This is a genomic window from Streptomyces sp. NPDC087420 (assembly GCF_044744165.1).
GTDB lineage: Bacteria > Actinomycetota > Actinomycetes > Streptomycetales > Streptomycetaceae > Streptomyces.
Genome location: NZ_JBIUXU010000008.1, coordinates 202455 through 227992, shown reverse-complemented (window position 1 = coordinate 227992; position 25538 = coordinate 202455). Strand labels below are relative to the sequence as shown.

At 67.6% G+C, this 25538-nt stretch carries 34 protein-coding genes and 1 pseudogene; 9 read left to right on the top strand and 26 right to left on the bottom strand.

Annotated elements, in window-relative coordinates; all coding sequences use genetic code 11:
• Positions 1 to 9 precede the first annotated feature (9 nt).
• From rpsH to ACIO1C_RS18415, 18 genes are all read right to left on the bottom strand, one after another.
• On the bottom strand, positions 10 to 408 hold the full coding sequence (gene rpsH, locus ACIO1C_RS18500) for a 30S ribosomal protein S8 (RefSeq protein ID WP_041985707.1): 399 nt from the start codon (positions 406 to 408) through the stop codon (positions 10 to 12).
• Between the two features lie 210 nt (positions 409 to 618).
• Complete coding sequence (locus ACIO1C_RS18495; RefSeq protein WP_161311152.1) at positions 619 to 804, bottom strand: type Z 30S ribosomal protein S14; 186 nt, start codon at positions 802 to 804, stop codon at positions 619 to 621.
• Positions 805 to 806: 2 nt separating this feature from the next.
• Positions 807 to 1364 (bottom strand): 50S ribosomal protein L5, encoded by a 558-nt coding sequence (rplE, locus tag ACIO1C_RS18490; RefSeq protein WP_161311153.1) that lies wholly within the window; start codon positions 1362 to 1364, stop codon positions 807 to 809.
• On the bottom strand, positions 1364 to 1687 hold the full coding sequence (gene rplX / locus ACIO1C_RS18485) for a 50S ribosomal protein L24 (RefSeq protein ID WP_161311154.1): 324 nt from the start codon (positions 1685 to 1687) through the stop codon (positions 1364 to 1366). The genes rplE and rplX overlap by 1 nt, the downstream gene beginning before the upstream one ends.
• Before the next feature lie 2 nt (positions 1688 to 1689).
• Positions 1690 to 2058 carry a 50S ribosomal protein L14 gene (gene rplN / locus ACIO1C_RS18480; protein WP_327234979.1) on the bottom strand — a complete coding sequence of 123 codons (369 nt, stop codon included), beginning with the start codon at positions 2056 to 2058 and terminating at the stop codon, positions 1690 to 1692.
• A 111-nt stretch (positions 2059 to 2169) separates the two neighbouring features.
• A complete protein-coding gene (rpsQ, locus tag ACIO1C_RS18475; protein ID WP_401864611.1) occupies positions 2170 to 2460 on the bottom strand; it encodes a 30S ribosomal protein S17 in 291 nt (96 codons plus the stop codon).
• On the bottom strand, positions 2460 to 2684 hold the full coding sequence (gene rpmC / locus ACIO1C_RS18470; RefSeq protein ID WP_161311158.1) for a 50S ribosomal protein L29: 225 nt from the start codon (positions 2682 to 2684) through the stop codon (positions 2460 to 2462). The genes rpsQ and rpmC overlap by 1 nt, the downstream gene beginning before the upstream one ends.
• Entirely contained in the window at positions 2684 to 3103 is a 420-nt protein-coding gene (rplP, locus tag ACIO1C_RS18465) for a 50S ribosomal protein L16 (protein ID WP_014047785.1), read from the bottom strand. The genes rpmC and rplP overlap by 1 nt, the downstream gene beginning before the upstream one ends.
• Positions 3104 to 3108: 5 nt before the next feature.
• Complete coding sequence (rpsC, locus tag ACIO1C_RS18460) at positions 3109 to 3978, bottom strand: 30S ribosomal protein S3 (RefSeq protein WP_401864608.1); 870 nt, start codon at positions 3976 to 3978, stop codon at positions 3109 to 3111.
• Complete coding sequence (gene rplV, locus ACIO1C_RS18455) at positions 3978 to 4325, bottom strand: 50S ribosomal protein L22 (protein WP_161308667.1); 348 nt, start codon at positions 4323 to 4325, stop codon at positions 3978 to 3980. Before rplV ends, rpsC begins: the two co-directional genes overlap by 1 nt.
• Positions 4326 to 4370: 45 nt before the next feature.
• On the bottom strand, positions 4371 to 4652 hold the full coding sequence (gene rpsS / locus ACIO1C_RS18450; RefSeq protein WP_127356386.1) for a 30S ribosomal protein S19: 282 nt from the start codon (positions 4650 to 4652) through the stop codon (positions 4371 to 4373).
• 12 nt (positions 4653 to 4664) lie between these two features.
• On the bottom strand, positions 4665 to 5501 hold the full coding sequence (gene rplB, locus ACIO1C_RS18445; RefSeq protein ID WP_161308665.1) for a 50S ribosomal protein L2: 837 nt from the start codon (positions 5499 to 5501) through the stop codon (positions 4665 to 4667).
• Positions 5502 to 5541: 40 nt separating this feature from the next.
• Positions 5542 to 5859: a 50S ribosomal protein L23 gene (gene rplW, locus ACIO1C_RS18440; protein WP_161308664.1), complete on the bottom strand. Its 318-nt coding sequence runs from the start codon at positions 5857 to 5859 to the stop codon at positions 5542 to 5544.
• Positions 5859 to 6518 (bottom strand): 50S ribosomal protein L4, encoded by a 660-nt coding sequence (gene rplD / locus ACIO1C_RS18435; protein ID WP_401864604.1) that lies wholly within the window; start codon positions 6516 to 6518, stop codon positions 5859 to 5861. The genes rplW and rplD overlap by 1 nt, the downstream gene beginning before the upstream one ends.
• A 7-nt stretch (positions 6519 to 6525) precedes the next feature.
• Positions 6526 to 7170, bottom strand: coding sequence for a 50S ribosomal protein L3 (rplC, locus tag ACIO1C_RS18430; protein WP_401864601.1), 645 nt, complete (start codon positions 7168 to 7170; stop codon positions 6526 to 6528).
• A gap of 13 nt (positions 7171 to 7183) precedes the next feature.
• Positions 7184 to 7492 carry a 30S ribosomal protein S10 gene (gene rpsJ / locus ACIO1C_RS18425; RefSeq protein WP_003948644.1) on the bottom strand — a complete coding sequence of 103 codons (309 nt, stop codon included), beginning with the start codon at positions 7490 to 7492 and terminating at the stop codon, positions 7184 to 7186.
• 434 nt (positions 7493 to 7926) lie between these two features.
• Positions 7927 to 8181 (bottom strand): DUF397 domain-containing protein, encoded by a 255-nt coding sequence (locus ACIO1C_RS18420; RefSeq protein WP_401864599.1) that lies wholly within the window; start codon positions 8179 to 8181, stop codon positions 7927 to 7929.
• On the bottom strand, positions 8178 to 9032 hold the full coding sequence (locus ACIO1C_RS18415) for a helix-turn-helix domain-containing protein (RefSeq protein ID WP_401864597.1): 855 nt from the start codon (positions 9030 to 9032) through the stop codon (positions 8178 to 8180). The genes ACIO1C_RS18420 and ACIO1C_RS18415 overlap by 4 nt, the downstream gene beginning before the upstream one ends.
• Positions 9033 to 9156: 124 nt before the next feature.
• Between ACIO1C_RS18415 and ACIO1C_RS18410 the strand changes: the two genes are divergently transcribed.
• The 3 genes and pseudogenes from ACIO1C_RS18410 to ACIO1C_RS18400 all read left to right on the top strand — a co-directional run.
• Entirely contained in the window at positions 9157 to 9570 is a 414-nt protein-coding gene (locus tag ACIO1C_RS18410; protein WP_401864594.1) for an ATP-binding protein, read from the top strand.
• Positions 9571 to 9575: 5 nt separating this feature from the next.
• A complete protein-coding gene (locus tag ACIO1C_RS18405; RefSeq protein WP_401864592.1) occupies positions 9576 to 9698 on the top strand; it encodes a hypothetical protein in 123 nt (40 codons plus the stop codon).
• Between the two features lie 29 nt (positions 9699 to 9727).
• Positions 9728 to 9970: pseudogene (locus ACIO1C_RS18400) on the top strand (phosphatase PAP2 family protein); the annotation flags it as partial.
• An 87-nt stretch (positions 9971 to 10057) separates the two neighbouring features.
• On the opposite strand, the gene ACIO1C_RS18395 reads toward ACIO1C_RS18400, so the two are convergent.
• From ACIO1C_RS18395 to ACIO1C_RS18380, 4 genes are all read right to left on the bottom strand, one after another.
• Entirely contained in the window at positions 10058 to 10738 is a 681-nt protein-coding gene (locus tag ACIO1C_RS18395) for a response regulator (RefSeq protein ID WP_401865081.1), read from the bottom strand.
• 304 nt (positions 10739 to 11042) lie between these two features.
• Positions 11043 to 11825, bottom strand: coding sequence for a sensor histidine kinase (locus tag ACIO1C_RS18390; protein WP_401864590.1), 783 nt, complete (start codon positions 11823 to 11825; stop codon positions 11043 to 11045).
• A 1413-nt stretch (positions 11826 to 13238) separates the two neighbouring features.
• Positions 13239 to 13955 (bottom strand): hypothetical protein, encoded by a 717-nt coding sequence (locus ACIO1C_RS18385; protein WP_401864587.1) that lies wholly within the window; start codon positions 13953 to 13955, stop codon positions 13239 to 13241.
• A 165-nt stretch (positions 13956 to 14120) separates the two neighbouring features.
• Positions 14121 to 14777 carry a TetR/AcrR family transcriptional regulator gene (locus ACIO1C_RS18380; RefSeq protein WP_401864584.1) on the bottom strand — a complete coding sequence of 219 codons (657 nt, stop codon included), beginning with the start codon at positions 14775 to 14777 and terminating at the stop codon, positions 14121 to 14123.
• A 110-nt stretch (positions 14778 to 14887) separates the two neighbouring features.
• Between ACIO1C_RS18380 and ACIO1C_RS18375 the strand changes: the two genes are divergently transcribed.
• Positions 14888 to 15277 (top strand): Dabb family protein, encoded by a 390-nt coding sequence (locus tag ACIO1C_RS18375; protein ID WP_401864582.1) that lies wholly within the window; start codon positions 14888 to 14890, stop codon positions 15275 to 15277.
• Between the two features lie 209 nt (positions 15278 to 15486).
• Here ACIO1C_RS18375 and tuf read toward each other — a convergent pair whose 3' ends face one another.
• The 4 genes from tuf to rpsL form a co-directional block, all read right to left on the bottom strand.
• A complete protein-coding gene (tuf, locus tag ACIO1C_RS18370; protein WP_401864580.1) occupies positions 15487 to 16680 on the bottom strand; it encodes an elongation factor Tu in 1194 nt (397 codons plus the stop codon).
• Between the two features lie 154 nt (positions 16681 to 16834).
• Positions 16835 to 18964, bottom strand: coding sequence for an elongation factor G (gene fusA / locus ACIO1C_RS18365; RefSeq protein ID WP_401864577.1), 2130 nt, complete (start codon positions 18962 to 18964; stop codon positions 16835 to 16837).
• A 39-nt stretch (positions 18965 to 19003) separates the two neighbouring features.
• A complete protein-coding gene (gene rpsG / locus ACIO1C_RS18360; protein ID WP_161308204.1) occupies positions 19004 to 19474 on the bottom strand; it encodes a 30S ribosomal protein S7 in 471 nt (156 codons plus the stop codon).
• Between the two features lie 3 nt (positions 19475 to 19477).
• Entirely contained in the window at positions 19478 to 19849 is a 372-nt protein-coding gene (gene rpsL / locus ACIO1C_RS18355) for a 30S ribosomal protein S12 (RefSeq protein WP_161308205.1), read from the bottom strand.
• Between the two features lie 364 nt (positions 19850 to 20213).
• On the opposite strand from rpsL, the gene ACIO1C_RS18350 reads away from it, so the two are divergent.
• The 5 genes from ACIO1C_RS18350 (at position 20214) to ACIO1C_RS18330 (ending at position 25519) form a co-directional block, all read left to right on the top strand.
• Positions 20214 to 20918, top strand: coding sequence for a Crp/Fnr family transcriptional regulator (locus ACIO1C_RS18350; RefSeq protein ID WP_401864574.1), 705 nt, complete (start codon positions 20214 to 20216; stop codon positions 20916 to 20918).
• A gap of 137 nt (positions 20919 to 21055) precedes the next feature.
• Entirely contained in the window at positions 21056 to 21823 is a 768-nt protein-coding gene (locus ACIO1C_RS18345) for a hypothetical protein (RefSeq protein ID WP_401864571.1), read from the top strand.
• The gene (locus ACIO1C_RS18340) at positions 21820 to 23937 is read left to right on the top strand and encodes a hypothetical protein (protein ID WP_401864569.1); all 2118 of its coding nucleotides are present in this window, start codon (positions 21820 to 21822) and stop codon (positions 23935 to 23937) included. The genes ACIO1C_RS18345 and ACIO1C_RS18340 overlap by 4 nt, the downstream gene beginning before the upstream one ends.
• Positions 23938 to 23954: 17 nt before the next feature.
• Complete coding sequence (locus tag ACIO1C_RS18335) at positions 23955 to 24995, top strand: hypothetical protein (RefSeq protein ID WP_401864567.1); 1041 nt, start codon at positions 23955 to 23957, stop codon at positions 24993 to 24995.
• The gene (locus ACIO1C_RS18330) at positions 24992 to 25519 is read left to right on the top strand and encodes a Pycsar system effector family protein (protein WP_401864564.1); all 528 of its coding nucleotides are present in this window, start codon (positions 24992 to 24994) and stop codon (positions 25517 to 25519) included. Before ACIO1C_RS18335 ends, ACIO1C_RS18330 begins: the two co-directional genes overlap by 4 nt.
• Positions 25520 to 25538: the final 19 nt, after the last annotated feature.

Here is a 25538-nt window from a genome sequence, read left to right as displayed (position 1 = left end):
CGTTCCCGACTACCAGACGTAGGCGAGGACTTCCCCACCTACGCCCTTCTTGCTCGCCTGCTGGCCGGTCAGGAGGCCGTGGGACGTGGAGATGATCGCCACGCCCAGGCCGCCGAGAACCTTCGGCAGACTGGTGGACTTCGCGTACACACGCAGACCCGGCTTGGAGATGCGCTTGATGCCGGCGATCGAACGCTCGCGGTTCGGGCCGAACTTCAGCTCCAGGACGAGGTTCTTGCCGACTTCGGCGTCCTCGACCTTCCAGCCGGTGATGAAGCCCTCCTGCTGGAGGATCTCCGCGATGTGCGACTTGATCTTGCTGTGCGGCATCACGACATCGTCGTGGTACGCCGAGTTCGCGTTACGCAGACGCGTGAGCATGTCTGCGATGGGATCAGTCATGGTCATGTATTGGCCTTCGGCCTCTCTCGCCGGGGTTTCCTGTATGCGCCATCCCTCTCCCCGATCAGAGCCGGGACGGGTGCGGTGCGGGGACCTACGGCGTAGTAAGTCGTTATGGACGGCGGGCGCCCAACCCCACAAGCCTACGGCATTTGGGGGAGGGCTCCCGCCAACCAGGTACTTACCGAGAGTTCCAGGTCGATCCTCTGACGAGGATTACCAGGAGCTCTTGGTGACGCCCGGCAGCTCGCCGCGGTGGGCCATCTCACGAAGGCACACACGGCACAGGCCGAACTTGCGGTAGACGGAGTGGGGCCGGCCGCAGCGCTGGCAGCGGGTGTAACCGCGCACCGCGAACTTGGGCTTGCGGGCGGCCTTTTCGATCAAAGCCTTCTTCGCCACGGTCAGTTCTCCTTGAACGGGAAGCCGAGGTGACGAAGGAGGGCACGACCCTCGTCGTCGTTGGTCGCCGTGGTCACCACGGTGATGTCCATGCCCCGGACCCGGTCGATCTTGTCCTGGTCGATCTCGTGGAACATGACCTGCTCCGTGAGACCGAAGGTGTAGTTGCCACGGCCGTCGAACTGCTTCGGCGACAGACCGCGGAAGTCACGGATACGCGGCAGCGCGAGCGACAGCGTACGGTCCAGGAACTCCCACATGCGGTCACCGCGGAGGGTGACGTGGCAGCCGATCGGCTGGCCCTCGCGCAGCTTGAACTGCGCGATGGACTTCCGGGCCTTGGTGACGGCCGGCTTCTGGCCCGTGATCGTGGTGAGGTCGCGGATGGCGCCCTCGATCAGCTTGGAGTCGCGGGCGGCGTCGCCCACACCCATGTTGACCACGATCTTGACGAGACCGGGGATCTGCATGACGTTCTCGTACGAGAACTCCTCACGCAGCTTGCCCGTGATCTCCTCGCGGTAGCGCAGCTTCAGACGGGGTGCAGTGGTGGTCGTCATCAGATGTCCTCACCGGTCCGCTTGGCAACGCGGATCTTCTTGCCCTCGTCGTCAAAGCGGTAGCCGACGCGGGTGACGACCTTCTTGCCGTCCTTCTCCACGACCAGCTGAACGTTGCTGACATGGACGGGGGCTTCGGTGGTCACGATGCCGCCGGTCTGCGAACCGCGAGCCGTCTGACCGGCCTTGGTGTGCTTCTTGACCCGGTTGACACCCTCGACGAGAACACGGTTCTGCGTGGGGATGGCCAGAATGACCTTCCCCTGCTTGCCCTTGTCCTTACCGGTGATGACCTGAACCAGGTCGCCCTTCTTGATCTTCATGCTTACAGCACCTCCGGCGCGAGCGAGATGATCTTCATGAACTTCTTCTCGCGCAGCTCACGGCCCACCGGGCCGAAGATACGGGTGCCACGAGGGTCGCCGTCGTTCTTCAGGATGACGGCGGCGTTCTCGTCGAAGCGGATGTACGAGCCGTCCTGGCGGCGGCGCTCCTTGACGGTGCGAACGATGACAGCCTTGACGACGTCACCCTTCTTCACGTTCGCACCGGGGATCGCGTCCTTGACGGTGGCGACGATGACGTCGCCGATGCCCGCGTAGCGGCGGCCCGAGCCACCGAGAACACGGATGCAAAGGACTTCCTTGGCACCTGTGTTGTCGGCGACACGAAGTCGCGACTCCTGCTGGATCACGTGTATCTCCTGATCGTCTGCCGGTTCCCCGGGGGGCTGAACGCTCCAGCCCCCCGGAGCCTGGCGGAACTACTTCGGGGGTATGCCCTCGAAGGGATTACTCGGCCTGGGTTACTTGGCCTTCTCAAGGATCTCGATGATGCGCCACCGCTTCGTGGCGGACAGCGGCCGGGTCTCCATCAGGAGGACGCGGTCGCCGATGCCGGCGGCGTTCTGCTCGTCGTGCGCCTTGAGCTTGTTCGTACGGCGGATGACCTTGCCGTACAGAGCGTGCTTCACGCGGTCCTCGACAGCGACGACGACGGTCTTGTCCATCTTGTCGCTGACGACCAGACCCTCACGGGTCTTGCGGAATCCGCGCTCGGCGCTCGGGGTGTTCTCGGTCACGTTGTTCTCAGTCATCAGGCGCTCTCCACCGTCTCGATGCCCAGCTCGCGCTCACGCATCAGGGTGTAGATCCGCGCGATGTCCTTACGGACGGCCTTGAGCCGACCGTGGTTCTCGAGCTGGCCCGTCGCCGCCTGGAAGCGGAGATTGAACAGCTCTTCCTTGGCTTCGCGAAGCTTGTTGACAAGCTCCTCGTCGCCCAGTTCGCGCAGCTCGGACGCCTTGGTAACGGCCGCCATCACGACTCACCTGCCTCGCGCCGAACGATCCGGCACTTCATCGGAAGCTTGTGAGCTGCGCGGGTAAGCGCCTCACGCGCAATCTTCTCGTTCGGGTAGGACAGCTCGAACATCACCCGACCGGGCTTGACGTTCGCGATCCACCACTCGGGGGAACCCTTACCGGAACCCATGCGGGTCTCGGCGGGCTTCTTGGTGAGCGGACGGTCCGGGTAGATGTTGATCCAGACCTTGCCGCCACGCTTGATGTGGCGGGTCATCGCGATACGAGCGGCCTCGATCTGACGGTTCGTCACGTATGCCGGGGTCAGCGCCTGGATGCCGTACTCGCCGAACGCAACCTGCGTGCCACCCTTGGACATACCGCTGCGCTTCGGGTGGTGCTGCTTGCGGTGCTTGACCCTACGGGGGATCAGCATTTCGGTCAGGCCTCCGTTCCGCCGGTAGAAGTGGGCGTCGCCTCCGCGGCCGGAGCAGCGGTCGCGTCAGCCTTGGGGGCCTCCGCGCCGGGAGCCTGCTGCGGCTTGCGGCCACCGCGGCCGCCGCGCTCGCCACCACGGCCACCGCCGCCGCCGGCGCCGCCGCGACCCGCGGGACGGTCGTTGCCGCCACCACGCGCCGGACGGTTGCCCGCGCGCGCCGCGGCGTTCTCGGCGCGCACCTCGGCGATGTTCTTGACGTCGCCCTTGTAGATCCAGACCTTCACGCCGATGCGGCCGAAGGTCGTCTTGGCCTCGAAGAAGCCGTAGTCCACGTTCGCGCGGAGGGTGTGCAGGGGCACACGGCCCTCGCGGTAGAACTCCGAGCGGGACATCTCGGCGCCGCCGAGACGGCCACCGCACTGGATCTTGATGCCCTTGGCGCCGGCCTTCATCGTCGACTGCATGCTCTTACGCATGGCGCGACGGAAGGAGACACGCGAGGACAGCTGCTCGGCGACGGCCTGGGCCACCAGCTGAGCGTCCACCTCGGGGTTCTTGACCTCGAGGATGTTCAGCTGGACCTGCTTGCCGGTCAGCTTCTCCAGCTCGCCGCGGATACGGTCGGCCTCGGCGCCGCGGCGACCGATGACGATGCCCGGACGCGCGGTGTGGATGTCGACGCGGACGCGGTCGCGGGTGCGCTCGATCTCGACCTTCGAGATGCCGGCCCGCTCCATGCCCTTCGTCATCATGCGACGAATGGCGACGTCTTCCTTGACGTAGTCCTTGTACAGCTTGTCGGCGTACCACCGGGACTTGAAGTCCGTGGTGATGCCGAGCCGGAACCCATGCGGGTTAACCTTCTGGCCCATTACCGGGTTCCTTCCTTGCTGCTGACGACCACGGTGATGTGGCTGGTCCGCTTGCGGATCCGGTAGGCACGGCCCTGGGCACGCGGCCGGAACCGCTTCAGGGTCGGACCCTCATCCACATACGCCTCGCTGATGACCAGCGAAGAGGCGTCCGGGTGGTCGTAGTTGTGCGCGGCGTTGGCAATGGCGCTGTCAAGCACCTTGCCGACCGGCACGCTCGCGGCCTGCGCGGCGAAACGCAGGACCGCCTGAGCCTCCGTGGCATCCATGCCACGGATGAGGTCCACCACTCGGCGGGCCTTCATGGGCGTGACGCGGATGTACCGCGCCTGGGCCCTGGCTTCCATGGTTGTCCCTTCGGTGTAAGTCGTCATAGTCGGTTACACCCCGCGTCAGCGGCGCTTCGACTTCCGGTCGTCCTTGACGTGGCCGCGGAAGGTGCGAGTCGGCGAGAACTCGCCGAGCTTGTGGCCGACCATCGACTCGGTGACGAACACCGGGACGTGGATCTTGCCGTTGTGCACCGCGATCGTGTGGCCCAGCATGGCCGGGATGATCATTGAGCGCCGGGACCAGGTCTTGATGACGTTCTTGGTGCCTGCTTCGTTCTGGACGTCCACCTTCTTGATCAGGTGGTCGTCGACGAAGGGCCCCTTCTTGAGACTGCGCGGCATCTAAACCCGCTCCTAGCGCTTCTTGTTCGACTTGCGGCGGCGGACGATGTACTTGCTGCTTGCCTTCTTCGGCGAGCGAGTACGACCCTCCTTCTGACCCCACGGGCTGACCGGGTGACGTCCACCGGAGGTCTTGCCCTCACCACCACCGTGCGGGTGGTCGACCGGGTTCATCGCGACACCGCGGACGGTCGGGCGGACGCCCTTCCAGCGCATACGGCCGGCCTTGCCCCAGTTGATGTTCGACTGCTCGGCGTTGCCGACCTCACCGATCGTGGCGCGGCAGCGGACGTCGACCATGCGGACTTCACCGGACGGCATACGAAGGGTGGCCATCGTGCCCTCCTTCGCCAGCAGCTGCACCGAAGCACCCGCGGAGCGGGAGATCTTCGCGCCGCCACCGGGCCGGAGCTCGATCGCGTGGATCGTCGTACCGACCGGGATGTGACGCAGCGGCAGGTTGTTGCCGGGCTTGATGTCGGCCCCGGGGCCGTTCTCGACCCGGTCACCCTGGTTGAGCTTGGCCGGCGCGATGATGTAGCGCTTCTCGCCGTCCGCGTAGTGCAGCAGCGCGATGCGCGCGGTGCGGTTGGGGTCGTACTCGATGTGCGCGACCTTGGCAGGCACGCCGTCCTTGTCGTGACGACGGAAGTCGATCACGCGGTAGGCGCGCTTGTGGCCACCACCCTGGTGGCGAACGGTCACACGACCGGCGTTGTTACGGCCGCCCTTGCTGTGCAGCGGGCGGACCAGCGACTTCTCCGGCGTGGACCGCGTGATCTCGACAAAGTCGGCGACGCTGGAGCCACGACGGCCCGGGGTCGTCGGCTTGTACTTGCGGATACCCATTTCTCAGTCCTCGTCCGATTCCGGACGACTCGGACCTCCGTCAGGAGGCCGGGCCGCCGAAGATGTCGATACGGTCGCCCTCAGCGAGGGTCACGATGGCGCGCTTCGTGTTCGCGCGCTTGCCGAAACCGGTGCGGGTGCGCTTGCGCTTGCCCTGCCGGTTGATCGTGTTGACCCCGGCGACCTTGACCGAGAAGACCGCTTCCACGGCCTGCTTGATCTGGGTCTTGTTGGCGGTGGGCGCCACGATGAACGTGTACTTGTTCTCGTCGAGGAGCGCGTAGCTCTTCTCCGACACCACGGGCTTCACAAGAATGTCGCGGTGGTCGTGGAACGTCTTGCTGGTGATCTCGGCCATCAGGCTTCGGCCCCCTCGGTCTCGTTGTCATCGGCCTTGGAAGGGCCAGACACGAAGGACTCGAAGGCGGCCTTGGTGAAGACCACGTCGTCGGAGACGATCACGTCGTACGTGTTCAGCTGGCCCGGCGCCAGGATGTGTACCTGGGGCAGGTTGCGAACGGACAGCCATGCGGCCTCGTCGCCACGCTCGACGACCAGGAGCAGGTTCTTGCGCTCGCTGATCTTGCCCAGCAGGGTCTTCGCGGCCTTGGTGGAGATCGCGTCCTCGACCAGGCCGGAGACGACGTGGATACGCGAGTGGCGCGCCCGGTCGGTGAGGGCACCGCGCAGGGCGGCGGCCTTCATCTTCTTGGGCGTCCGCTGCGAGTAGTCACGCGGCTGCGGGCCGTGAACGACGCCACCGCCGACGAACTGCGGAGCGCGGGTCGAACCCTGACGGGCGCGGCCGGTGCCCTTCTGGCGGTACGGCTTGCGCCCACCACCACGGACCTCGCCGCGTGTCTTGGTCTTGCTCGTGCCCTGACGGGCAGCGGCCAGCTGGGCGACAACGACCTGGTGGATCAGCGGAATGCTGACCTTGGCGTCGAAGATCTCCGAGGGGAGTTCGACGGTCCCGGCCTTGTCACCTGCCGGCGAAAGGATGTCAACAGTGCTCATCGTTACCTCAGGCCCCCTTGGCCGCGGTACGGACCAGGACGAGGCCGCCGTTCGGACCAGGGACCGCGCCCTTGATCAGGAGCAGGCCCTTCTCCGCGTCAACGGCATAGACGGTCAGGTTCTGTGTGGTGACCCGCTCGTTGCCCATACGACCGGCCATCTTCATGCCCTTGAACACACGGCCGGGGGTGGCGCAGCCACCGATGGATCCGGGCGAGCGGTGCTTGCGCTGGACGCCGTGACCGGCGCCGAGGCCCTTGAAGTTGTGACGCTTCATGACACCGGCGAAGCCCTTGCCCTTGCTCTTGCCCGTGACGTCTACCTTGACGCCGGACTCGAACACAGAGGCGGTGACCTCCTGGCCGAGCGTGTACTCGCCGGCGTCGGAGGTGCGGAGCTCCACCAGGTGGCGGCGCGGGGTCACGTCGGCCTTGGCGAAGTGGCCCTTGAGGGGCTTGTTCACCTTGCGCGGGTCGATCTCGCCGAAGGCGATCTGGACCGACTCGTAGCCGTCGGAGTCATTCGTACGGACCTGGGTAACGACGCAGGGTCCGGCCTTGACCACGGTTACCGGGACGACACGGTTGTTCTCGTCCCAGACCTGGGTCATGCCGAGCTTCTCGCCCAGGACACCCTTGATCTGCTTTGCCATTCTTCCGCGCCTCTCAGAGCTTGATCTCGATGTCAACGCCGGCCGGAAGGTCCAGGCGCATCAACGAGTCAACGGTCTTGGGCGTCGGGTCGAGAATGTCGATCAGGCGCTTGTGCGTGCGCATCTCGAAGTGCTCGCGAGAATCCTTGTACTTGTGCGGCGACTTGATGACGCAGTACACGTTCTTCTCTGTGGGCAGCGGCACCGGGCCCGCGACCGACGCACCAGTACGCGTCACCGTCTCGACGATCTTCTTCGCCGAGGAATCGATGACCTCGTGGTCGTAGGCCTTGAGCCGGATGCGGATCTTCTGTCCCGCCATGGCTGCTAGTAGTCCTGTCTCTCGTCACGCTCTGGACCCGGTGAGGTTCGCGTTCTGCTCCGACCCACGCGGTCGGGTGTGTCGCATCCCCTCTACGAAAATCTCCCGAAAGGGAGATCCCAACCAAGGGGGCGCGGGCCCAGGACCGCGAGCCGGAGGCACAACACCTACCGGGCGCCTGGCCGGCGTCCCACTGACACTTCCCGGAAGATTCCCGTACGTCCGCACCAGCGCTGCCCCGAAAGGCAGTTGGCACGACGAGTACTGTGGGACTCGCTTCCGGTCCTCCCGGCGGGAGGCGCGCAGCATTGACGCTCAACCGAGCAACCTGAACAGTGTGCCACAGGGCCTGTGACCCTGGCCAATCGCGGCCGGAAAGGGTACCCCACGGGCTGACGCCCGAATCCTTGACCGGGCCGCGCCTAGCGTGGCGCTCAGCGCGCGGCGTACGCGAGGAAGTCGGCCCAGGCCCCGGGGGCGAGGCCGAGGCGGGGGCCGGCCGGGTTCTTGGAGTCGCGTACGAGGACGGTGGCGGGGGTGGCGGCGACCTCGACGCATGCTGCGCCTTCGTTGCTGCTGTAGCTGCTTTTGACCCATGCGACTTCGACGCACTCGGGGCCGTCGTTGGTGCTGTAGCTGCTCTTCGTCCACTCCAGCGGGGCCCCGCCTGCGGAAGGCTTGCGAGTCATGTCTCTCCCAGCAGTTTCTCGATGAAGGTCAGCGACTGGCGTGGGGTAAGCGCCTGCGACCGGATAATCCCATACTGCATCTCCAGGAACCGCACCTCGGCCGGATCGGAGATCAGCCGCCGGTAGCGCTGGGCTTCGAGGTAGCCGAGGGTCTCGCCGCTGCGGGGCTTGAGCAATTGAATCTCGCCGCCCATGCCGGCGTGATCATCCAGGTCCGTTGGCATGACCTGGATCTCTACGTTCCTCAACTGCCCGATCTCCAAAAGCCGTTCGAGCTGTCCCCGCTGGACAAGTCTGCCACCCAAAGGCCGCCGCAGCGTGACCTCTTCCTGTACGAAGGTGAAGACCGGAACGGTCGACGCCGGGTCGAGGATCGCTTGCCGTGCCAATCGAGCGGCGACATTCCGCTCGACGACCTCGTCGGAGAACACCGGCCGCCGCATGCGGAACAGAGCGCGCGCGTAGTCCTCGGTCTGGAGCAGCCCGAAGATGTTGTGGTTGGCGTACACGCCCAGCTCGACGGTGTCGCGCTCCAACCGCGCCAGATCCCGAACCTTCTTCGGGTACCGCGCTTGCGCAACGTCGTCCTTCATCGCGGCGACCTTGCCCTCGGCGCGCAGCACCTCATCGGCCCGGTCCAGGAACTCCGGCTTGGGGATCCGCTGCCCCGACTCGACCTTGTAGACCTGCGCCTCGCCGTACCCGATCGCCGCACCGAACTCCGCGCGGCTCATCCCCACGCCCGTACGCCACAGCTTGATCTGGCGACCCACCGCCTCGATCACCGCGCTGGAGTCGTCCTCCAGGTCAGGCTCCCAGTCGGGCTCGTCCGTCCCGTCGTTCGCGTACAAGGATCCGCACCTCCACCAGGTCACGCAGGACGACGAGGACAGATCCGTACAACTACGGGACAATCACCGTCCGTACCGCCATCGTCACTGTTCAGGCTACGCACACCCGACCACGCTGTGTGACGTGAACCTCAAAAACAGCAACCTGACCCATCAGTTCAGCGTCCAGCTCTCCTCGACCCGCAGGGGCGCCCGGCTGGCACGCCTGCTGGCCACAGAGCAGATCCGTTCCTGGGGCCTCCCTCACGAGGCCGCCGCCCAGGTCATCGCGGAACTGGCATCGAACGCCGCGACACACGGCCGCGCGCCGGGCAGGGACTTCCGCATCGTCCTGACACTCCCGGCCCCGACCACGCTCCGTATCGAGGTAACGGACACCCGCCCGGAACGCCTCCCCACCACCCCCCGCAACGCGGCCCTGGATGACGAATGGGGCCGGGGTCTGCTCCTGGTGAACGCCCTGTCCACCCGCTGGGGAGCGATCACGGGCCCCCCGCTCTGCAAAACAGTCTGGTCGGAGCTGGACTTTCAACCCTGACGATCGTGGGAGCAGGGGTGGTGGTGTGGCTGGCTCCCGGCGGGCTGGGCAAGGCCGGGGCGCTGACCGGGACGGTGGTGGACAGCGGTCCGTCCATGACACGCGGGGGATCGCCGGGTCCGTACTGACCGGCGCCGGTACCGTCGCGGCCTATGCGGTGAGCGAAGCAGTGAAGTTGGTCGTGGACGAGGAACGGCCCTGCCGGGCGTTACGTACAGCGACCGACCTTGCCGCCGAGTGCCCCGAAGCCGGGGACTGGTCGTTCCCCAGCAACCACGCCACCCTGGCCGCCGGGTTGGCGGTCGGCCTGGCCGGGCTGTGGCCCCGCATCGCCGCGCTCACGCTGCCGCTGGCCGGCGCCGCCGCGCTGTCGCGCGTGCTGGCGGGGGTCCACTACCCGCACGACGTGCTCGCCGGCGCGACGCTCGGCGGCACCGTAGTGGTGGCCGTGCTGCTGGCGTTCATGCCACTTGGCCAGTGGGCGGTGTCACGGCTGGGGAGGTTGCGGAGGTACGACCCCAGCCTCGTGGGCCACGACGGCGGCAGCGGCCCGGTTGTCCACGCCCAGTCTCGCCAGGATGGAACTCACGTGGGCTTTGACCGTTCCCTCCACCACGTGCAGCGGCCGGGCGATCCGTCCGTTGGACAGGCCGCTCCCGGGGAAGGCCAGCACCTCCCGTTCCCGCGTGGTGAGGGCGGCGACCCGGTCGCGGGCGGCGGAGCGCCGGCCGGCCAGGGTGCCCGCGCCCGTCGCGGTGAGATGCGCGACGACCCGGGCCGCGACTTTCGGTGACAGGTAGGCGGCGCCTTCGGCCACCGCACGTACTCCGGTGATCAGTTCCTCGGGCTCGCCCGACTTGATCAGGAAGCCTGCCGCACCGCCGCCGAGTGCCTGAAGGATGTAGTCGTCCTCACCGAAGGCCGTCAGCATGACGATTCCTGTGGTCGGCACCGCCCTGCGGATCTCCGCCGCCGCGTCGATGCCGTTGAGCCCCGGCATGCGGATGTCGAGTACGGCGACGGCGGGGCGGTGGCGCAGGACCAGTTCCACGGCGTCGTGTCCGTCGACGGCCTCGGCGACAACGTCGATGTCCGGATCCGTGGCAAGAACGGCGCGTACCCCCGCGCGGATCATCGGCTCGTCGTCGGCGATCAGCACGCGGATCATGGAGCACTCACGGGGTGAGCGTGTCCAGGACACCAGGGTGTCCTCCCGGAAGCAGAGCCGGTAGGCGTCCCCGGACCGGTCGTCGAACCGGTCGGCCGTCATCGCGTAGTACTCGCACGTTGTGCCGTCTTCTGTCGGCTCGGCGGTCGGAGGTCGGTAGTCCGTCTGCCGGCCGGCAGGAAACGCTCCACTTCGGAACGATCTTGCCCCACGCGCAGGCGCGCGTAGTCGCCCGGGTCCAGGACCGACCGCGACGCCGACAGCGTCTCCCGGCCCATGAGCGCTCCGCTCAGCAACGCTCCGGTCACCAGGGGCACCATGACCGCGGCGACCAGGGCCCGGCCGACGCGGCTCCGGGCATGGCGATGTTCCTGCGGCAACTCACCACCGCGGGAGGCCGCGAGCGGTGGGGGCGGGGGCGTGTGCGGGATCCGTGCGACGACTGCGTAGCCTCCGTCGCACGGACCGTGGTCGAAGGAACCGCTGGCCAACCGGACACGTTCTTCGAGACCGATGAGGCCACGCCCCCCGCTCCGGGGCCGGGGCGGCGGGCCGGCGGCAGCGGACGAGGGCGGGCCGTTCCCCCCACCACCACACATGTTTCCTTCGCCGTGTGCGTCACGTGGACGGTCGCTGTCGCGCCGGGCGCGTGCTTGGCAATGTTGGTCAGCGCTTCCTGCACAACCCAGTGAACGGCCCGTTCGATCATCGCCGGCAGTTCGTCCGCGCGGCCGTCGACGCGCAACTTCACCGCGAGCCCGGCGGCGGACGCCTCGGAGGTCAGGCCCGTGAGGCTGGAGCCGCCGGCATGCGCCGGCGTGTTGCCGGTCTCCTCACGCAGGACGCCGATCACCTCGCCGAGACGCTCCACAGCGGCAGCGGCTCTGGCCCTGAGGTCACCCGCGGCCTTCCGGTGGTGCTCCTCAAGTCCCGGCGCGAGTTTGAGGGCACCGGCCGACAGGGCGATCAGGCTGAGGTCGTGGCCGAGTACGTCATGCATGTCCTGGGCGATACGCGTCCGCTCGCGCAGCCGGGCGTGATCGGCGATCAGCGGCTGCTCGCGTTGCAGCTGCTCGGCACGCTCCAACCCGGCCCGGACAAGCTGCTGGTACCGACGCCAGAACCGCCCCGCGAACCAGGGCAGCTTCCAGGCGGGAGCGGTGTGTCCTCGGTTGACGATCGCGAGGTCCGGTTTACCGTCCCCGGTGAAGCCGGGGGCGGCAAAGGCTCTGTCCGAGTACGTGCCGTACTGGACGGGGTGGGGGGGTAGGGGGGTGGGGTGGTTGAGCGCGGGTTCCGACCAAGAGGTAGTCGGGGGCGGCCGGTCTTTTCTTCGTGACGTGGGGCCGCCCTGGTTGTTGATTGTCGCGGGGCCGGGCCGGGCGTCAAGGGCGCTCCTGCGTCGCGTCGGCTTCGCCGATTACGCTTCGCTTCACCCTTGACCCCCGCCCCGTCCCCGCTAAGGAAGGCCGAGGGGGGCGGCCCGGGGGAAGGTCCCCCGGGGGGCTTGTTTGTTGTTGGGGTTTCGTCGCGGACCTCGGCTTTCGGCGGGGTGTTGCGCCCCACTTGAATGGGGCAGTTGGTCTCGGTTCGGCGGCTGGATGGCCGTCCGTTTGCCGGCGTACAGGCACCGTGTCTGAGATCCGTGGTCAGCTGCGGGGCCAGGCGGGGCCACATCCACCCCGGCGGCCAATACGCCCCATTTGTCTAGGTCTTGAGGCCCGTTGGGGGCTTCTTCCGTCTGGTCTTGTGTCCTGTGTTTCATTAACGGGCCCTCGGGGTGCACATCCCACCGAAACGGGCCCGATGGCCGCCCTGACAGGCGGCATCCGCCCCACCACTCACCCGGCCCGGGTGTGGCGCTTGCGTGCGGGCCGGCGGGTGGCAGCCGGCCGCCGGGACTGCCCACCACCCCACCCCCAACAGGCAATATGCCCCATTTGCCCAGACTTTGAGGGCTCCTGCGGGCCTCTCCTCCCCGGCTTTGTGTCCTGTGTTTCGTTAACGGGCTCCCAGAGCACACAACCCGCCGAAACAGGCCCGACGGGCCGCCTCCCCCGTCACCATCTGCCCCACCGCCCACCCAGCCCAGACACGGTGCTTGCGCACCGGCCGACGGACGGTGGGCAGCCGCCGAGACGACCCGCCACTGCCCCATTCAAGTGGTGCGCAATACCCCGCCGAGAGACGCGGCCCGCGACGAAACCCCAACCTCCCCCGGGCATTACCGGGGGACCTTCCCCCGGGCCGCCCCCCCAGCCTTCCCTTGCGGGGCCGGGCCGGGGGTCAAGGGTGAAGCGAAGCGCAATCGGCGAAGCCGACGCTCCGCAGGAGCGCCCTTGACGCCCGGACCGGACCCGCGACACTCAACAGCAAGGGGCGGCCCCACGCCGACCAACACAAGACCGGCCACACCCGACTACCCCTCGGCCCGAACCCGCACCCGACCATCCCACCTCGGCCCACCTCAACATCAACCCCCACAGCCCAGGGAAACCCCTCAGCCAAGAGCCTCAACCGCAGCACTCAAATCCCGTGCGAACGCGCGGCCGTACCGCTGCGCGGCCGGGACCCGGTAGTACGGGCCGCCGTTGTAGCGGGTGGCGAGTTCCTGGAGCTGGTCCGGGGTCAGGCGCTCGGGTGGTACGGCGGCGAAGTCGCACTCCGTCCTGAGGGTGGCCAGGTAGGCCGCGGCGATGAAGACGTTCTGCCGCGGCTCCCTGACGGCCCGCACGACCACGCGCCGCTGCCGGCCGCCGAGGGCGCCGGGGTCGTACCCCAGCACCTCGGCGGCCCGGCGGACCTGGACGGCGAGGGGTCCCATGGAGGTCTTGTCGGCATCGCGGACACGCCGCGCGAGGGGGCCGGGCGCGAGGGCCCGCAGGACGCGGCGGACGGCGTACGCGACATCGTCCAGCGCGCGAGGCGCGCCCTGGACCTCCTGCCACGCGATGCCCGCCACCATCTCGGCCGGCAGCCCGGCGTGCTCGGCGGCGGCGCGGATGAGTGGGGAGTTGGCGGCGATGTAGGCGCGGCGGGGGCGGTCGGTACGGATGGGCAGCCAGTAGTTGTTCCCGCGCCCGTCGGGCAGCAGGGCAAGCCTCCGCCGGATGAGATGAAGCGCCTCGGAGACCGGGTGGCCACCGGGTCCGGCCACCCCCGTACGCCCCACACCCACACCCGAACCAACCGCCGGACGCCCCTCGTCGGTAGACACCGCCGCTCCCTCCCCACCGGAACCACCCACGGCCCCACACTCTCGTCGTGTCCGCGCCCAGCCTCCCATGATCACGACCAAAGATCCCGACGTCGTACGGGATGCCCGCGCAGAGCCGTCGCCGGCAGCGGTCACCCGTGCGGCGCCAGTGGACACCCCGCAGGCCTACGGCGCCGCGCCCGCCCCGTACGCCCGCAGGAACGTGTCCACCGCCGCCCTCGCCACCCCCCGCGCCTCCTCGGCCGGGATCTCGTGCGTGCCCAGCCGGGAGCGGGCCTCCATCGGGCCGGTGAGCAGCGCCAGGAACTGTTCCGCCGCCAGCGCCGGGTCGCACGGGCGCAGCCGGCCCGCCAGGGAAAGCCGGGCCAGCCGGTCCGCCAGCGCCTCCGCCAGCCGGACCGACGTCCGCCCCTGGACCACCCCGATGAGGTCCGGGAAGCGCGCGACCTGCGCGTACGTCAGCCACCGCAGCGCCCGCGACCGCTCCCCGCAGCACACCTGGACCAGCCCGTACGCCACGTCCTCCAGGGCCGCGCCCAGGTCGTCGCCGGGGTCGCGCAGCCGCTCGGCCACCGCGAGGTTCTCCGCCATCACGGCGTCGGCGGCCGCCGACATCGCGTGCCGGAACAGGTTCTCCTTGTCGCTGAGGTGGTTGTAGACCGTCGGCTTGGCGACGCCGGCCACCTCGGCGATCTCCTGGACGCAGGCCTCCGCGTACCCCCTGCGGGCGAAGACGGTGAAGGCCGCGTCGAGGATCGCCTGCCGCTTGTCGATACGCCCGCGCGGGGCGGCCCGCCCCGCCGGGGACGCTGTTCCGGTCACCCGCGCACCCTACCCGCCACCTCTTGCGCATGGACTGGTCAGATCACTAAATTGAACCAGCAAGTTCAATTACACACAGTCTACGTCGCGCACACCCGGAGGCATCTTCCGTGATCGTCAACATCCTGCGCTTCAGCTTCAAGGACGGCACGACGGACGAGGCGAAGGCCGAGGTCCTGGCCGCCATGCGCCGTACGTCCACGGTCGAATCGGTGGCGTTCTCGGCCGTCGGCCAGGATCTGGGCCTGCCGGACGAGGGCTTCACGCACACCTACTGCGCCGGGGTCGAGGACCTCGCGGCGCTGGAGCGGTACATGTACGACCCGGTGCACCTCGCGGGCGATTCCGTGATCATCCCCCACCTCGCGAAGCTCTCGGCGGTCCGGCTGTCGGACGACCCGGACCCCGACGTGAGCGAGAAGGTCGCGGCGATGCACCTCAAGAAGGTCGCCACGTACCCGGAGTGGGGCCGGCTCCTCGACACGATCCCCGCCGGCTGACCGGCCTGCCGTACCCGGCCCCCCTGACCGGCCCTACCGCACCCGGCCCCCTGGCCGACCGTGCCGTACCCGGCCGCCTGACCGGCCGTACCGTACCCCGGACACAGCACAGGGGCCCCGCACCGATCGCTCGGTGCGGGGCCCCTGCCCACTGCTCTGTCTGCCCTGTGGAGGGCAGCCAGGTCAGATCGTACGACCAGTCGTGAAGACTAGACGTTGATCTTGGTGACCTGGCCGGCGCCCACGGTCCGGCCACCCTCGCGGATGGCGAACTTCAGGCCCTCTTCCATCGCGACGGGCTGGATCAGGTTGACGGTCATGAGGGTGTTGTCACCCGGCATGATCATCTCGGTGCCCTCGGGAAGGGTCACCACACCCGTCACGTCCGTCGTACGGAAGTAGAACTGCGGGCGGTAGTTGTTGAAGAAGGGGGTGTGACGACCACCCTCGTCCTTCGACAGGATGTAGGCCTGGGCCACGAACTCGGTGTGCGGCGTGACCGAACCGGGCTTGATGATGACCTGGCCGCGCTCGACGTCCTCGCGCTTGATGCCACGGAGGAGCAGACCGACGTTCTCGCCCGCCTGGCCCTCGTCGAGCAGCTTGCGGAACATCTCGATGCCGGTGACCGTGGTGGTGGTCTTCTCGGTCTTGATACCGACGATGTCGACGGTCTCGTTGACCTTGAGGACACCACGCTCGATACGACCGGTGACGACCGTGCCACGACCGGTGATCGTGAAGACGTCCTCGATCGGCATCAGGAACGGCTTCTCGACGTCACGCTCGGGCTGCGGGATCGACTCGTCGACGGCGGCCATCAGGTTCAGGACCGACTGGCCCCACTCCTTGTCGCCCTCAAGAGCCTTGAGCGCCGAGACGCGCACGACCGGGAGGTCGTCGCCCGGGAAGTCGTACTCGGAGAGGAGCTCACGGACCTCGAGCTCGACGAGCTCCATGATCTCTTCGTCGTCCACCATGTCGGCCTTGTTCAGCGCGACAACGATGTACGGCACGCCGACCTGGCGGGCCAGGAGCACGTGCTCCTTGGTCTGCGGCATCGGGCCGTCGGTGGCCGCGACCACGAGGATGGCGCCGTCCATCTGCGCCGCACCCGTGATCATGTTCTTGATGTAGTCGGCGTGACCGGGGCAGTCGACGTGCGCGTAGTGACGCGACGCCGTCTGGTACTCGACGTGCGCGATCGAAATCGTGATACCGCGCTGGCGCTCCTCGGGAGCCTTGTCGATCTGGTCGAAGGCCGAGGCCTCGTTCAGGTCCGGAAACGCGTCGTGCAGCACCTTGGTAATGGCGGCCGTGAGGGTCGTCTTACCGTGGTCGATGTGACCGATGGTGCCGATGTTGACGTGCGGCTTGGTCCGCTCGAACTTCGCCTTCGCCACTGGGGTCCTCCTGGAGTGGTTCTGTACGCCTTACTCATCGGCGCCAGGTGATCTTTGCTGGGATGCCGGGGCCCGGAGCACCCAAGCCGTGTGGTGACGGCCGGAGTGCTCCAGGGCTTGCCGGAGACAAGGCTAAAGCGTGAACTCGGGAGAGTTACTCGCCCTTGGCCTTCGCGATGATCTCCTCGGCGACGTTCCTGGGAACCTCGGCGTAGGAGTCGAACTGCATCGAGTAGCTTGCGCGACCCGAGGTCTTGCTGCGGAGGTCTCCGACGTAGCCGAACATCTCCGAGAGGGGCACGAGGCCCTTCACGACGCGGGCGCCGCTGCGCTCCTCCATGGCCTGGATCTGGCCGCGGCGGGAGTTCAGGTCGCCGATCACATCGCCCATGTAGTCCTCGGGCGTGGTGACCTCGACGGCCATCATCGGCTCCAGGAGTACGGGGGACGCCTTGCGAGCACCCTCCTTGAACGCCTGCGAACCGGCGATCTTGAAGGCGAGCTCCGAGGAGTCGACCTCGTGGTAACCACCGTCGAGAAGGGTGACGCGGACGCCCACCATCTCGTAACCGGCCAGGATGCCGAACTGCATGGCCTCCTGGGCACCCGCGTCCACCGAGGGGATGTACTCACGGGGGATGCGGCCACCGGTGACCTTGTTGACGAACTCGTACGGCACGTCGGAATCGACGAGGGGCTCGATCGAGATCTGCACCTTGGCGAACTGACCCGTACCACCGGTCTGCTTCTTGTGGGTGTAGTCCACACGATCGACGGTCTTACGGATCGTCTCACGGTAAGCGACCTGCGGCTTACCGACGTTCGCCTCCACGCGGAACTCGCGCTTCATGCGGTCGACGAGCACCTCGAGGTGAAGCTCGCCCATACCACCGATGATGGTCTGGCCGGTCTCCTCGTCCGAGTGGACCTGGAAGGAGGGGTCCTCCTCCGCGAGGCGCTGGATGGCGACACCCAGACGCTCCTGGTCACCCTTGGACTTGGGCTCGATCGCGACCTGGATCACCGGCGCCGGGAAGTCCATGGACTCCAGGATCACCGGGTGCTTGTCGTCGCTCAGCGTCTCACCGGTGGTGGTCTGCTTGAGGCCCATGACGGCGACGATGTCGCCGGCGCCCACCGACTCGATCTCCTCACGCTTGTTCGCGTGCATACGGTAGATCTTGCCGATGCGCTCCTTCTTGCCCTTCACGGAGTTCAGCACCGCGGTGCCGGCCTCCAGGCGGCCCGAATAAATCCGGACGAAGGTGAGCTTGCCCAGGTGCGGGTCGCTCGCGATCTTGAACGCGAGACCGGCGAACGGCTCGTCGTCCGACGGGCGGCGCTTGATGATCTTCTCCGGGTCCTTGACGTCGTGGCCTTCGATGGCGTCGACGTCGAGGGGAGAGGGCAGGTAGCGCACGACCGCGTCGAGCAGGGGCTGGACGCCCTTGTTCTTGAACGCCGTACCGCAGAAGACGGGGGTGACGGTGATCGAGTCCGCAGCGCCCTTGGAAGCCAGGGTGATACGACGGATCGCGGCGTAGAGCAGCTCCTCGGAAGGCTCCTGGCCCTCCAGGTACAGCTCCATGACCTCGTCGTCGTGCTCAGCGACGGCTTCGATGAGCTTGCCGCGCCACTCGTCGGCCGCCTCGGTGTGCGTGGCCGGGATGTCGACGGTGTCGTACATCTCGCCCTTGGTGGCCTCTTCGGACCACACGAGGGCCTTCATCGTCACGAGGTCGACGACGCCCTTGAAGTCACCCTCGGCACCGATCGGCAGCTGCATGACCAGGGGCACCGCACCGAGGCGGTCGACGATCATGTCGACGCAGCGGTGGAACTCGGCGCCGGTCCGGTCGAGCTTGTTGATGAAGCAGATACGCGGAACGCCGTAACGGTCGGCCTGACGCCATACCGTCTCGGACTGCGGCTCCACACCGGCGACACCGTCGAAGACGGTGACGGCGCCGTCGAGGACGCGGAGCGAACGCTCCACCTCGACGGTGAAGTCCACGTGTCCCGGGGTGTCGATGATGTTGATGGTGTGGTCGACGTCCTCGAGCGGCCAGTGACAGGTGGTCGCGGCGGACGTGATCGTGATGCCGCGTTCCTGCTCCTGCTCCATCCAGTCCATCGTGGCAGCGCCGTCGTGGACTTCACCGATCTTGTAGCTCACACCGGTGTAAAAAAGGATGCGCTCGGTGGTGGTCGTCTTCCCCGCGTCGATGTGGGCCATGATCCCGATGTTGCGGACCTTGGCCAGGTCAAGCGAAGTGGTGGCCATTGTGGCTCAGTCTTCTCTCGGTCTCGAGGTGGGTAGCGACTACCAGCGGTAGTGCGCGAAGGCCTTGTTGGATTCGGCCATCTTGTGCGTGTCCTCACGCTTCTTGACGGCTGCGCCGAGGCCGTTCGAGGCGTCGAGCAGTTCGTTCATGAGGCGTTCGGTCATGGTCTTCTCGCGACGGGCGCGGGAGTAACCCACGACCCAGCGAAGTGCGAGGGTGGCGGCGCGACCGGGCTTGACCTCGATCGGCACCTGGTAGGTGGCGCCACCGACACGGCGGGACTTGACCTCGAGCGTGGGCTTGACGTTCTCAAGCGCGCGCTTCAGCGTGATGACCGGGTCGTTACCGGTCTTGTCACGGAGGCCTTCCATCGCGCCGTACACGATCCGCTCGGCGGTGGAACGCTTGCCGTTGAGCAGGATCTTGTTGATCAGCGAGGTGACAAGAGGAGAACCGTAGACCGGGTCGATGATGACCGGGCGCTTCGGGGCAGGGCCCTTACGAGGCATTGTTTACTTCTCCTTCTTGGCGCCGTAGCGGCTGCGGGCCTGCTTGCGGTTCTTGACACCCTGGGTGTCGAGGGAACCGCGAATGATCTTGTAACGAACACCCGGCAGGTCCTTCACACGGCCACCACGCACGAGCACGATCGAGTGCTCCTGCAGGTTGTGTCCCTCACCCGGAATGTAGGCCGTGACCTCGATGCCCGAGGTCAGGCGCACACGTGCGACCTTCCGCAGGGCCGAGTTCGGCTTCTTCGGGGTGGTCGTGAACACACGCGTGCACACGCCGCGACGCTGGGGGGAGCCGTCGAGCGCGGGTGTGTTGTTCTTCTCGACCTTGTCTTGCCGGCCCTTCCGGACCAGCTGCTGGATCGTAGGCACTACTTCTCCGGTTTCTGTGTGCCGTTCGTAAAACTAACCTGGAACGTCGCCGACCCACGCGGTCGGGTGTGTCGAATGCTGCGAACTCCCGCCGAGGCGAAAAAGCACAGATTGCGGTGGCCAGTACGCGAGCTCGTCATGCGGTTGATGACACGCACAGGAGCCCAGGCACACCCCAGGCACAAGGTAGGAGCGTACCTACCGCATTGACTCCGGTCAAAACAAATGCGCAGAGCCCCCGGCAGGCGGGAGTTTCTCCGTGCGGAACCCTCCCCCGTCACGCCCTCTTCTTGTTCCCGCCCGCACGACATCGCTCTTCAGTAGCTTGTCTCTGCGGGCCACGGACGAAGATCGGGGGACGGTCATGGTACGAGTGCCGACGCCGGGCGACGACGGCCTTGACGACCGGGTGCCGTTCCTGGCCCGGCTCGAGAGCAGGGAACGTGACGTACTTCTCACTCTCGGTCGTGAGATGCGGTTCGCCGCACGGGCGGAACTCTTACGGGAGTACGAGCCGTCCACCCACATCCTGCTCGTCCTGACGGGCTGGACCAAGGTGACCGCCACCGCGCCCAACGGCTATGTGGGCCTGCTCGCGCTGCGGGGGCCCGGAGACATCATCGGTGAATCAGCCGCACTCACCGGGCGTCCGCGATCAGCCACCGTCACCGCCCTGGAACCCGTACTGGCATCCGTCGTCAACTACGACGGCTTCCGGTCGTACCTGTCCGAATTCCCCGAGGCGATGATCCAACTCTTCGGCCTGGCCAGCGACCGCACCCGGGCCGCCGACCGGCGGCGTCTGGAGTTCGCGTCGCTCACCGTGCGGGAACGCCTCGCGGCGCTGCTGCTGGAACTCGCCAGGACCCACGGGCGGCCTGTTCCGGAGGGTATCGAACTGGCCGTACCCCTCAGCAAGATCGAACTCGCCGGCTCCATCGGTGCCTCACGGGAAATGGTCCAGCGCCTTCTCAAGGAGTTGCGGGAGCGGAAGACAGTCGTGACGGGACGCCGCACGCTGATCATCCTGCGGCCCGACGTACTGCGCCGCGTCGGTGGGGGCTCCTGACGCCGCCGGCCGGGCTCCTTCTGTGCACACGGTCACACTTCGTCAGCGTCATCCGCCCTCACCGGTGAGGGCCCGCCCCGGCCAGTCTGCCTCTGTACGGCACGTCATACGGCAGACCGACCGAGAGGCACACGTCAGTGAACACCCCCCTGAGCCGCACCATCCTGCTGCTCGACATCGAGCGCTACAGCGACCGCGACGACGTCGAGCAGGGAATCCTGCGGCGGATGCTGTACGACGTCGCAGACCGCACCCTGGACGCCGCGCACGTCGACGAGGCCCAGCGGTCACGTGCGGACCGCGGCGATTCCGTGATGGAACTCATCGCTCCCGACGTCCCGGTGAGCACCCTGCTGCGCGCGGTGCTCACGGAGTTGCCTGACCAGCTCCGCAACACCAACCGGCTGGCGTCCAGCAGCGCCCAGATCCGATTGCGCGTCGTCCTCGCGGGCGGGTACGTCGCGGTCGACCCCCTCGGCGGCTGGGTCGGCTCCGACCTGAACCACGCGTGCCGACTGCTCGACGCCGACGAACTCCGGGCCGCGCTGGGCGACCGTACCGATGACTTCGCCCTCTGCGTCTCGGACTCCATCTACCAGGGAGTCGTCAGACATGGCCACCTCGGCATCCGCCCAGAGGACTTCCACTCCATCACTCCGGACAGCAAGAACGGGCCTCTGTCCGCCTGGCTGCACGGGCCGGTTCCGCCGGGACAGCGCGGGACGAAGGACAAGCGCAAGGAGAAGGAGCGGGAGGGCGCCAAGCCGGCCCCGAACCGGTCCGACCGCCCTGTCCCCCCGTCGGCCGTCCATATCGCGGGGGATCAGTACGGAATGGCCGGCGGCACGGTCGAGGGTGACGCCAGCTTCACCTTTGGTCCCCGGTCCGGAGCTGATCGAGGATGAGCGAGAACACGGCTGAGAAGACACCCGAGGACCAGAAGCCGACCGAGGACGACAAGTCGGCCAAGGACGAGAAAAAGGAAGGCGACGAGAACGCAGAGGAACCGCGCCCACCCGCGTGGCTCGCCCGGCAGGACCTCATCGAGCACAGTCCGGGCGGCCTGACGGGCGGACTGGTCGGTGGCAATCAGTACGGCATGGCAGGCGGTGAGGTGCACGGCAACCTCATCTACCAGTTCGGGGCCTACGCCCCGGCGGAGCCACCCTCGCTGTCCGGCGAAATCCCCGCGGACGATCTTGCCGAACTGTCCCTCGTCTTCACCGAGAGCCCGCGCTTCGGCGAGGCGCTGGCCCGATTGCGCGAGGAGCGAGTCCTCGTTCTCACCGGCAGCCGGGACACCGGTCGGAGGACCGCCGGCCTGATGCTTCTCCACCGGCTCGGGTTCCATCAGATCCGGACGCTCCCGTCCGACATCTCGCCCGTCACCGTACGCGGCCAACTCGACGGCTCCGCCGGTTACCTGCTGCCCGATGTCGTCGTCAGCAGGAACAGCCCCCTGCGACAGGTGGACCTGCACGCCCTGCGCGAGCGGCTCGTCGACCGGGGCAGCCACCTGGTGATCACGTTGGCCGAATCCTCGGCTCCCCGTGGCCTGAAGTCCTTTCTCTGGGAACCTCCCACTCCGGAAGGGGTGCTGGAGTCGTATGTCAGCCGCGCCCAAGGTGTGGAGGGCTGGGACCGGGTACGGAATCTGACAGCCGTCCGCACCTTCCTGGGCGGAAGCCCTACGCCGAAGGAGGCTGCCTCCTTCGGCCTCCGGCTCATCCCGATCGCGGCAGGTACCGCCACGGAGGACAGCCTCGACGCCTTCGGCGAGCAGTCCGTACAGACCCGGATCGAATCCTGGCTCACCGACGACGACCTGACGCTGCACGACAGGGCGTTCCTGATCTCCCTGGCCGTGTTCGACAAGGCGCCGTACGCTCTCGCCGGCGAACTCGCCGACGATCTGTTCCTCCTGCTTCAAAAGATCAAGAATCCGCGCGAGCGGGAGGACATTCCCCTCTTCGGCGCACCACGGGGCGTACGGCTGAGTGCAGCCAGAGCACGAGGTTACGAAGAATCCGAGAACACGGTCTGGGGTCGGGTGCCTCAGTACAAAGCCGCCTTCCAGGAGCCCCGATACGCCCTCCAACTGCTCGACACCGTCTGGATGCGGTATCCGTCGACACGCCCGGCGCTGGTCTCCTGGCTGAGCCAACTCGCCGTCGACGGCCGTCCCTTGGTACGGACCCGCGCATCGGCCGCAGCGGCCCTCCTCACCCGCTCCGACCTCTCGTCGGGCCTGGCCCATCTCGTCGAGCCATGGGCCGACGGCCGCAGTCACACCGCGCGGCTCGCCGCCGCCAACACCCTCACCCTGGCCCACCTCATGAATACGGAGGCCGTTCCGCGGATCCTGCGCGCCTGGTGCACCGGAGACGAGGAAGGCCGCAGGTGGACAGCGATCCGTGCGTACGGCCTGCTCGGCCCCGTACTGCCCGACGAAGCACTCGAAGCCGTGCTCACGGCTGCCCGCGCGCACCAGCGGAAGCCAGACCTGGACGAGCACGAGGAGGACCAGGGGGCGCAGGAACTGGTCGAGGCTATCGAGCTGCTGTTGCTCTCCGCCCGGGGGCCCGTCCTCGCCGACCTGGCCAAGCTGGTCGAGGACGAGCGAGCTGACCGCACGGTACGCGCCCTCGCCCGCGCCGCCTTCCTGGCCGCCTGCGAGCAGGCTGACAGCGAGCTGGACGACCGGTTCCTGGTTCTGGAGTGGTACGGCGACGCCGTAAACCGGGCGCCCGCCGAGGCACGACAGCTGTCCGCGCTGTGGCGGGCGGTGCTCAACGACCCCGTACAGACGGGCCGAGCCGTACAGATCCTGCGTGACTGGGTCAGGGGCGCGCAACGTTTTCCCGAAGCCGAAGAGGCCCTGTCCCGGCTGTTCGGAGACCTCGCCCAGGAACCGGCTGAGCGCCAACGGCTAGGACATCTCCTGCGCACTCTGTCGGTGCCGGACGGAGTGTCCCGCCTGCCCGTCGCCGACCGCCTGCTCGCGGTGGTGCCCCAGTGAGCCCCGAGGAGAGGCCGATGACAGACGTGGCGCAGTCCCCCGACACGCACCACGCGCCGGACCGTACGGACAGATTGAAGGACCCCGTGCTGACCGTGCGGCAGCTCGCACGCTTCCAGTACGCGCTCCGGCGGCCGGACGCGCGGATCGACCACGCCCTGGTGTTCGTCACCGCGAAGGGCAAATACGACGCCTTCGTACCGCCGCAGCGGCCCACACGAGGCGACATCACCCGAAAGCGGTACATCGCCCTGTACGAAGTGGACATGGGTCTGCACTCGATCCGTCTGGCGCTCTCGCTCCCCAGCGCCGTCGACGCCTTCCACTTCGAGACGACCGCAGACCTGACTTGGCAGGTCACCGACCCTGAGCAAGCGATCATCAGCGGTGTCCGTGATGTGCCGGCCCTGCTCGAACCGCGTCTGGGGAGGGTTCTCCGCGAGGCCTGTCGCAGGCACCGGATCGACGCCGTCCCGGACGCGGAGAAGGACGTCCAGCACGCCTTCGACTCAGCACCCCCTCTCGCCGAGGCGGAGGGGCTACGTGTGGGATGCACCGTGCGGCTGCTTACAGACGTGGGTGAGCGGACCCACAGCGAGCGCCTCCGCAAGGCGCGGCACGAGGCCATCGCATCGGCCCCCGAGCACGGGGTCCTGATGGAGAAGTCGCGCCGCACCCTTGAAGAGGAGGAGTACGCCAGGAAGATCCTGGCCGAGAAAATCGCGTTCTACCAGGACCATCTGTCGAGCGGCGGGATCGCCCCCCTGGTGCTCCACCTCGCCGCCCATCCCGAGGACACCAAAGTGGTCCTCGAGAACATCCGCGACGATCAGAAAGCCCTGCTGACCACACAGCTGGAACTGGTGGACAAGGTTCTCGACCAGGCCGCGCTGGAGGGCTACCAACTGGAGAAGCCGAAGGACTACGTGGTCGAGACCATGACCAGGGTCCTGGGCCAGTCATCCCCGCCTTCGTCCCCGCCTCCGTCCACGGACACGGCGGCAAAGTCGCTCCTTCCCCCGTCGGGCACGAACACCGATACCGAGGGACGGCGATGACTGCCCCAACTCCGCCGCCCGGCGGAGCCGGCGCGGCCGACGAACGTGCCGCGCAACTGCTGCTCGACAATCTGCGCACGGAGATCGGCCGGGCGGACAGCAAAGCCGCCGTGCTGATGACCGCGGTCGGGCTCACCACGAGCAGTTACAGCGGGCTCCTCGCCGGACGCGGCTGGTCACTCTGGCAGCTCACCACGACCGCGCAGGTGTTGTGCTGGATGGGCGCCGCCTCACTCACCGGTTCCCTCTACGCGCTGCTCCTCGCCGTACTCCCCCGTTACGGCACCCCCGGCTGGCAGCCGGGCATGCCGCTCACCCACTTCGCGGACATCCGGCGTGCCTGTGATCTCGGCACCCTGGCCGAGGCCCTGCCACGCCCCGGACACGATCCGGCACCGGCGCTGCTCGGCGCACTCGCCGCGACCAGCCGTATCGCCTACCGCAAACACGTATGGATCCGAAGAGGACTGCTCTCGTTCGCGGCAGCGACCTTGCTGCTGCCCGTTGCCCTGCTCATCGGATGAGCCGTCGGCCCCGCACGGA

Bases quoted from the DNA above. Each gene is read 5' to 3' on its own strand.
- rpsH (WP_041985707.1), bottom strand. From the start codon at position 408: ATGACCATGACTGATCCCATCGCAGACATGCTCACGCGTCTGCGTAAC.
- rplE (WP_161311153.1), bottom strand. From the start codon at position 1,364: ATGACGACCACCACTGCACCCCGTCTGAAGCTGCGCTACCGCGAGGAG.
- rplX (WP_161311154.1), bottom strand. From the start codon at position 1,687: ATGAAGATCAAGAAGGGCGACCTGGTTCAGGTCATCACCGGTAAGGAC.
- rpsQ (WP_401864611.1), bottom strand. From the start codon at position 2,460: ATGACTGAGAACAACGTGACCGAGAACACCCCGAGCGCCGAGCGCGGA.
- rpmC (WP_161311158.1), bottom strand. From the start codon at position 2,684: ATGGCGGCCGTTACCAAGGCGTCCGAGCTGCGCGAACTGGGCGACGAG.
- rplP (WP_014047785.1), bottom strand. From the start codon at position 3,103: ATGCTGATCCCCCGTAGGGTCAAGCACCGCAAGCAGCACCACCCGAAG.
- rpsC (WP_401864608.1), bottom strand. From the start codon at position 3,978: ATGGGCCAGAAGGTTAACCCGCATGGGTTCCGGCTCGGCATCACCACG.
- rplV (WP_161308667.1), bottom strand. From the start codon at position 4,325: ATGGAAGCCAGGGCCCAGGCGCGGTACATCCGCGTCACGCCCATGAAG.
- rpsS (WP_127356386.1), bottom strand. From the start codon at position 4,652: ATGCCGCGCAGTCTCAAGAAGGGGCCCTTCGTCGACGACCACCTGATC.
- rplB (WP_161308665.1), bottom strand. From the start codon at position 5,501: ATGGGTATCCGCAAGTACAAGCCGACGACCCCGGGCCGTCGTGGCTCC.
- rplW (WP_161308664.1), bottom strand. From the start codon at position 5,859: ATGGCCGAGATCACCAGCAAGACGTTCCACGACCACCGCGACATTCTT.
- rplD (WP_401864604.1), bottom strand. From the start codon at position 6,518: ATGAGCACTGTTGACATCCTTTCGCCGGCAGGTGACAAGGCCGGGACC.
- rplC (WP_401864601.1), bottom strand. From the start codon at position 7,170: ATGGCAAAGCAGATCAAGGGTGTCCTGGGCGAGAAGCTCGGCATGACC.
- rpsJ (WP_003948644.1), bottom strand. From the start codon at position 7,492: ATGGCGGGACAGAAGATCCGCATCCGGCTCAAGGCCTACGACCACGAG.
- ACIO1C_RS18420 (WP_401864599.1), bottom strand. From the start codon at position 8,181: ATGACTCGCAAGCCTTCCGCAGGCGGGGCCCCGCTGGAGTGGACGAAG.
- ACIO1C_RS18395 (WP_401865081.1), bottom strand. From the start codon at position 10,738: ATGATCCGCGTGCTGATCGCCGACGACGAGCCGATGATCCGCGCGGGG.
- fusA (WP_401864577.1), bottom strand. From the start codon at position 18,964: ATGGCCACCACTTCGCTTGACCTGGCCAAGGTCCGCAACATCGGGATC.
- rpsG (WP_161308204.1), bottom strand. From the start codon at position 19,474: ATGCCTCGTAAGGGCCCTGCCCCGAAGCGCCCGGTCATCATCGACCCG.
- ACIO1C_RS18350 (WP_401864574.1), top strand. From the start codon at position 20,214: ATGGTACGAGTGCCGACGCCGGGCGACGACGGCCTTGACGACCGGGTG.
- ACIO1C_RS18340 (WP_401864569.1), top strand. From the start codon at position 21,820: ATGAGCGAGAACACGGCTGAGAAGACACCCGAGGACCAGAAGCCGACC.
- ACIO1C_RS18335 (WP_401864567.1), top strand. From the start codon at position 23,955: ATGACAGACGTGGCGCAGTCCCCCGACACGCACCACGCGCCGGACCGT.
- ACIO1C_RS18330 (WP_401864564.1), top strand. From the start codon at position 24,992: ATGACTGCCCCAACTCCGCCGCCCGGCGGAGCCGGCGCGGCCGACGAA.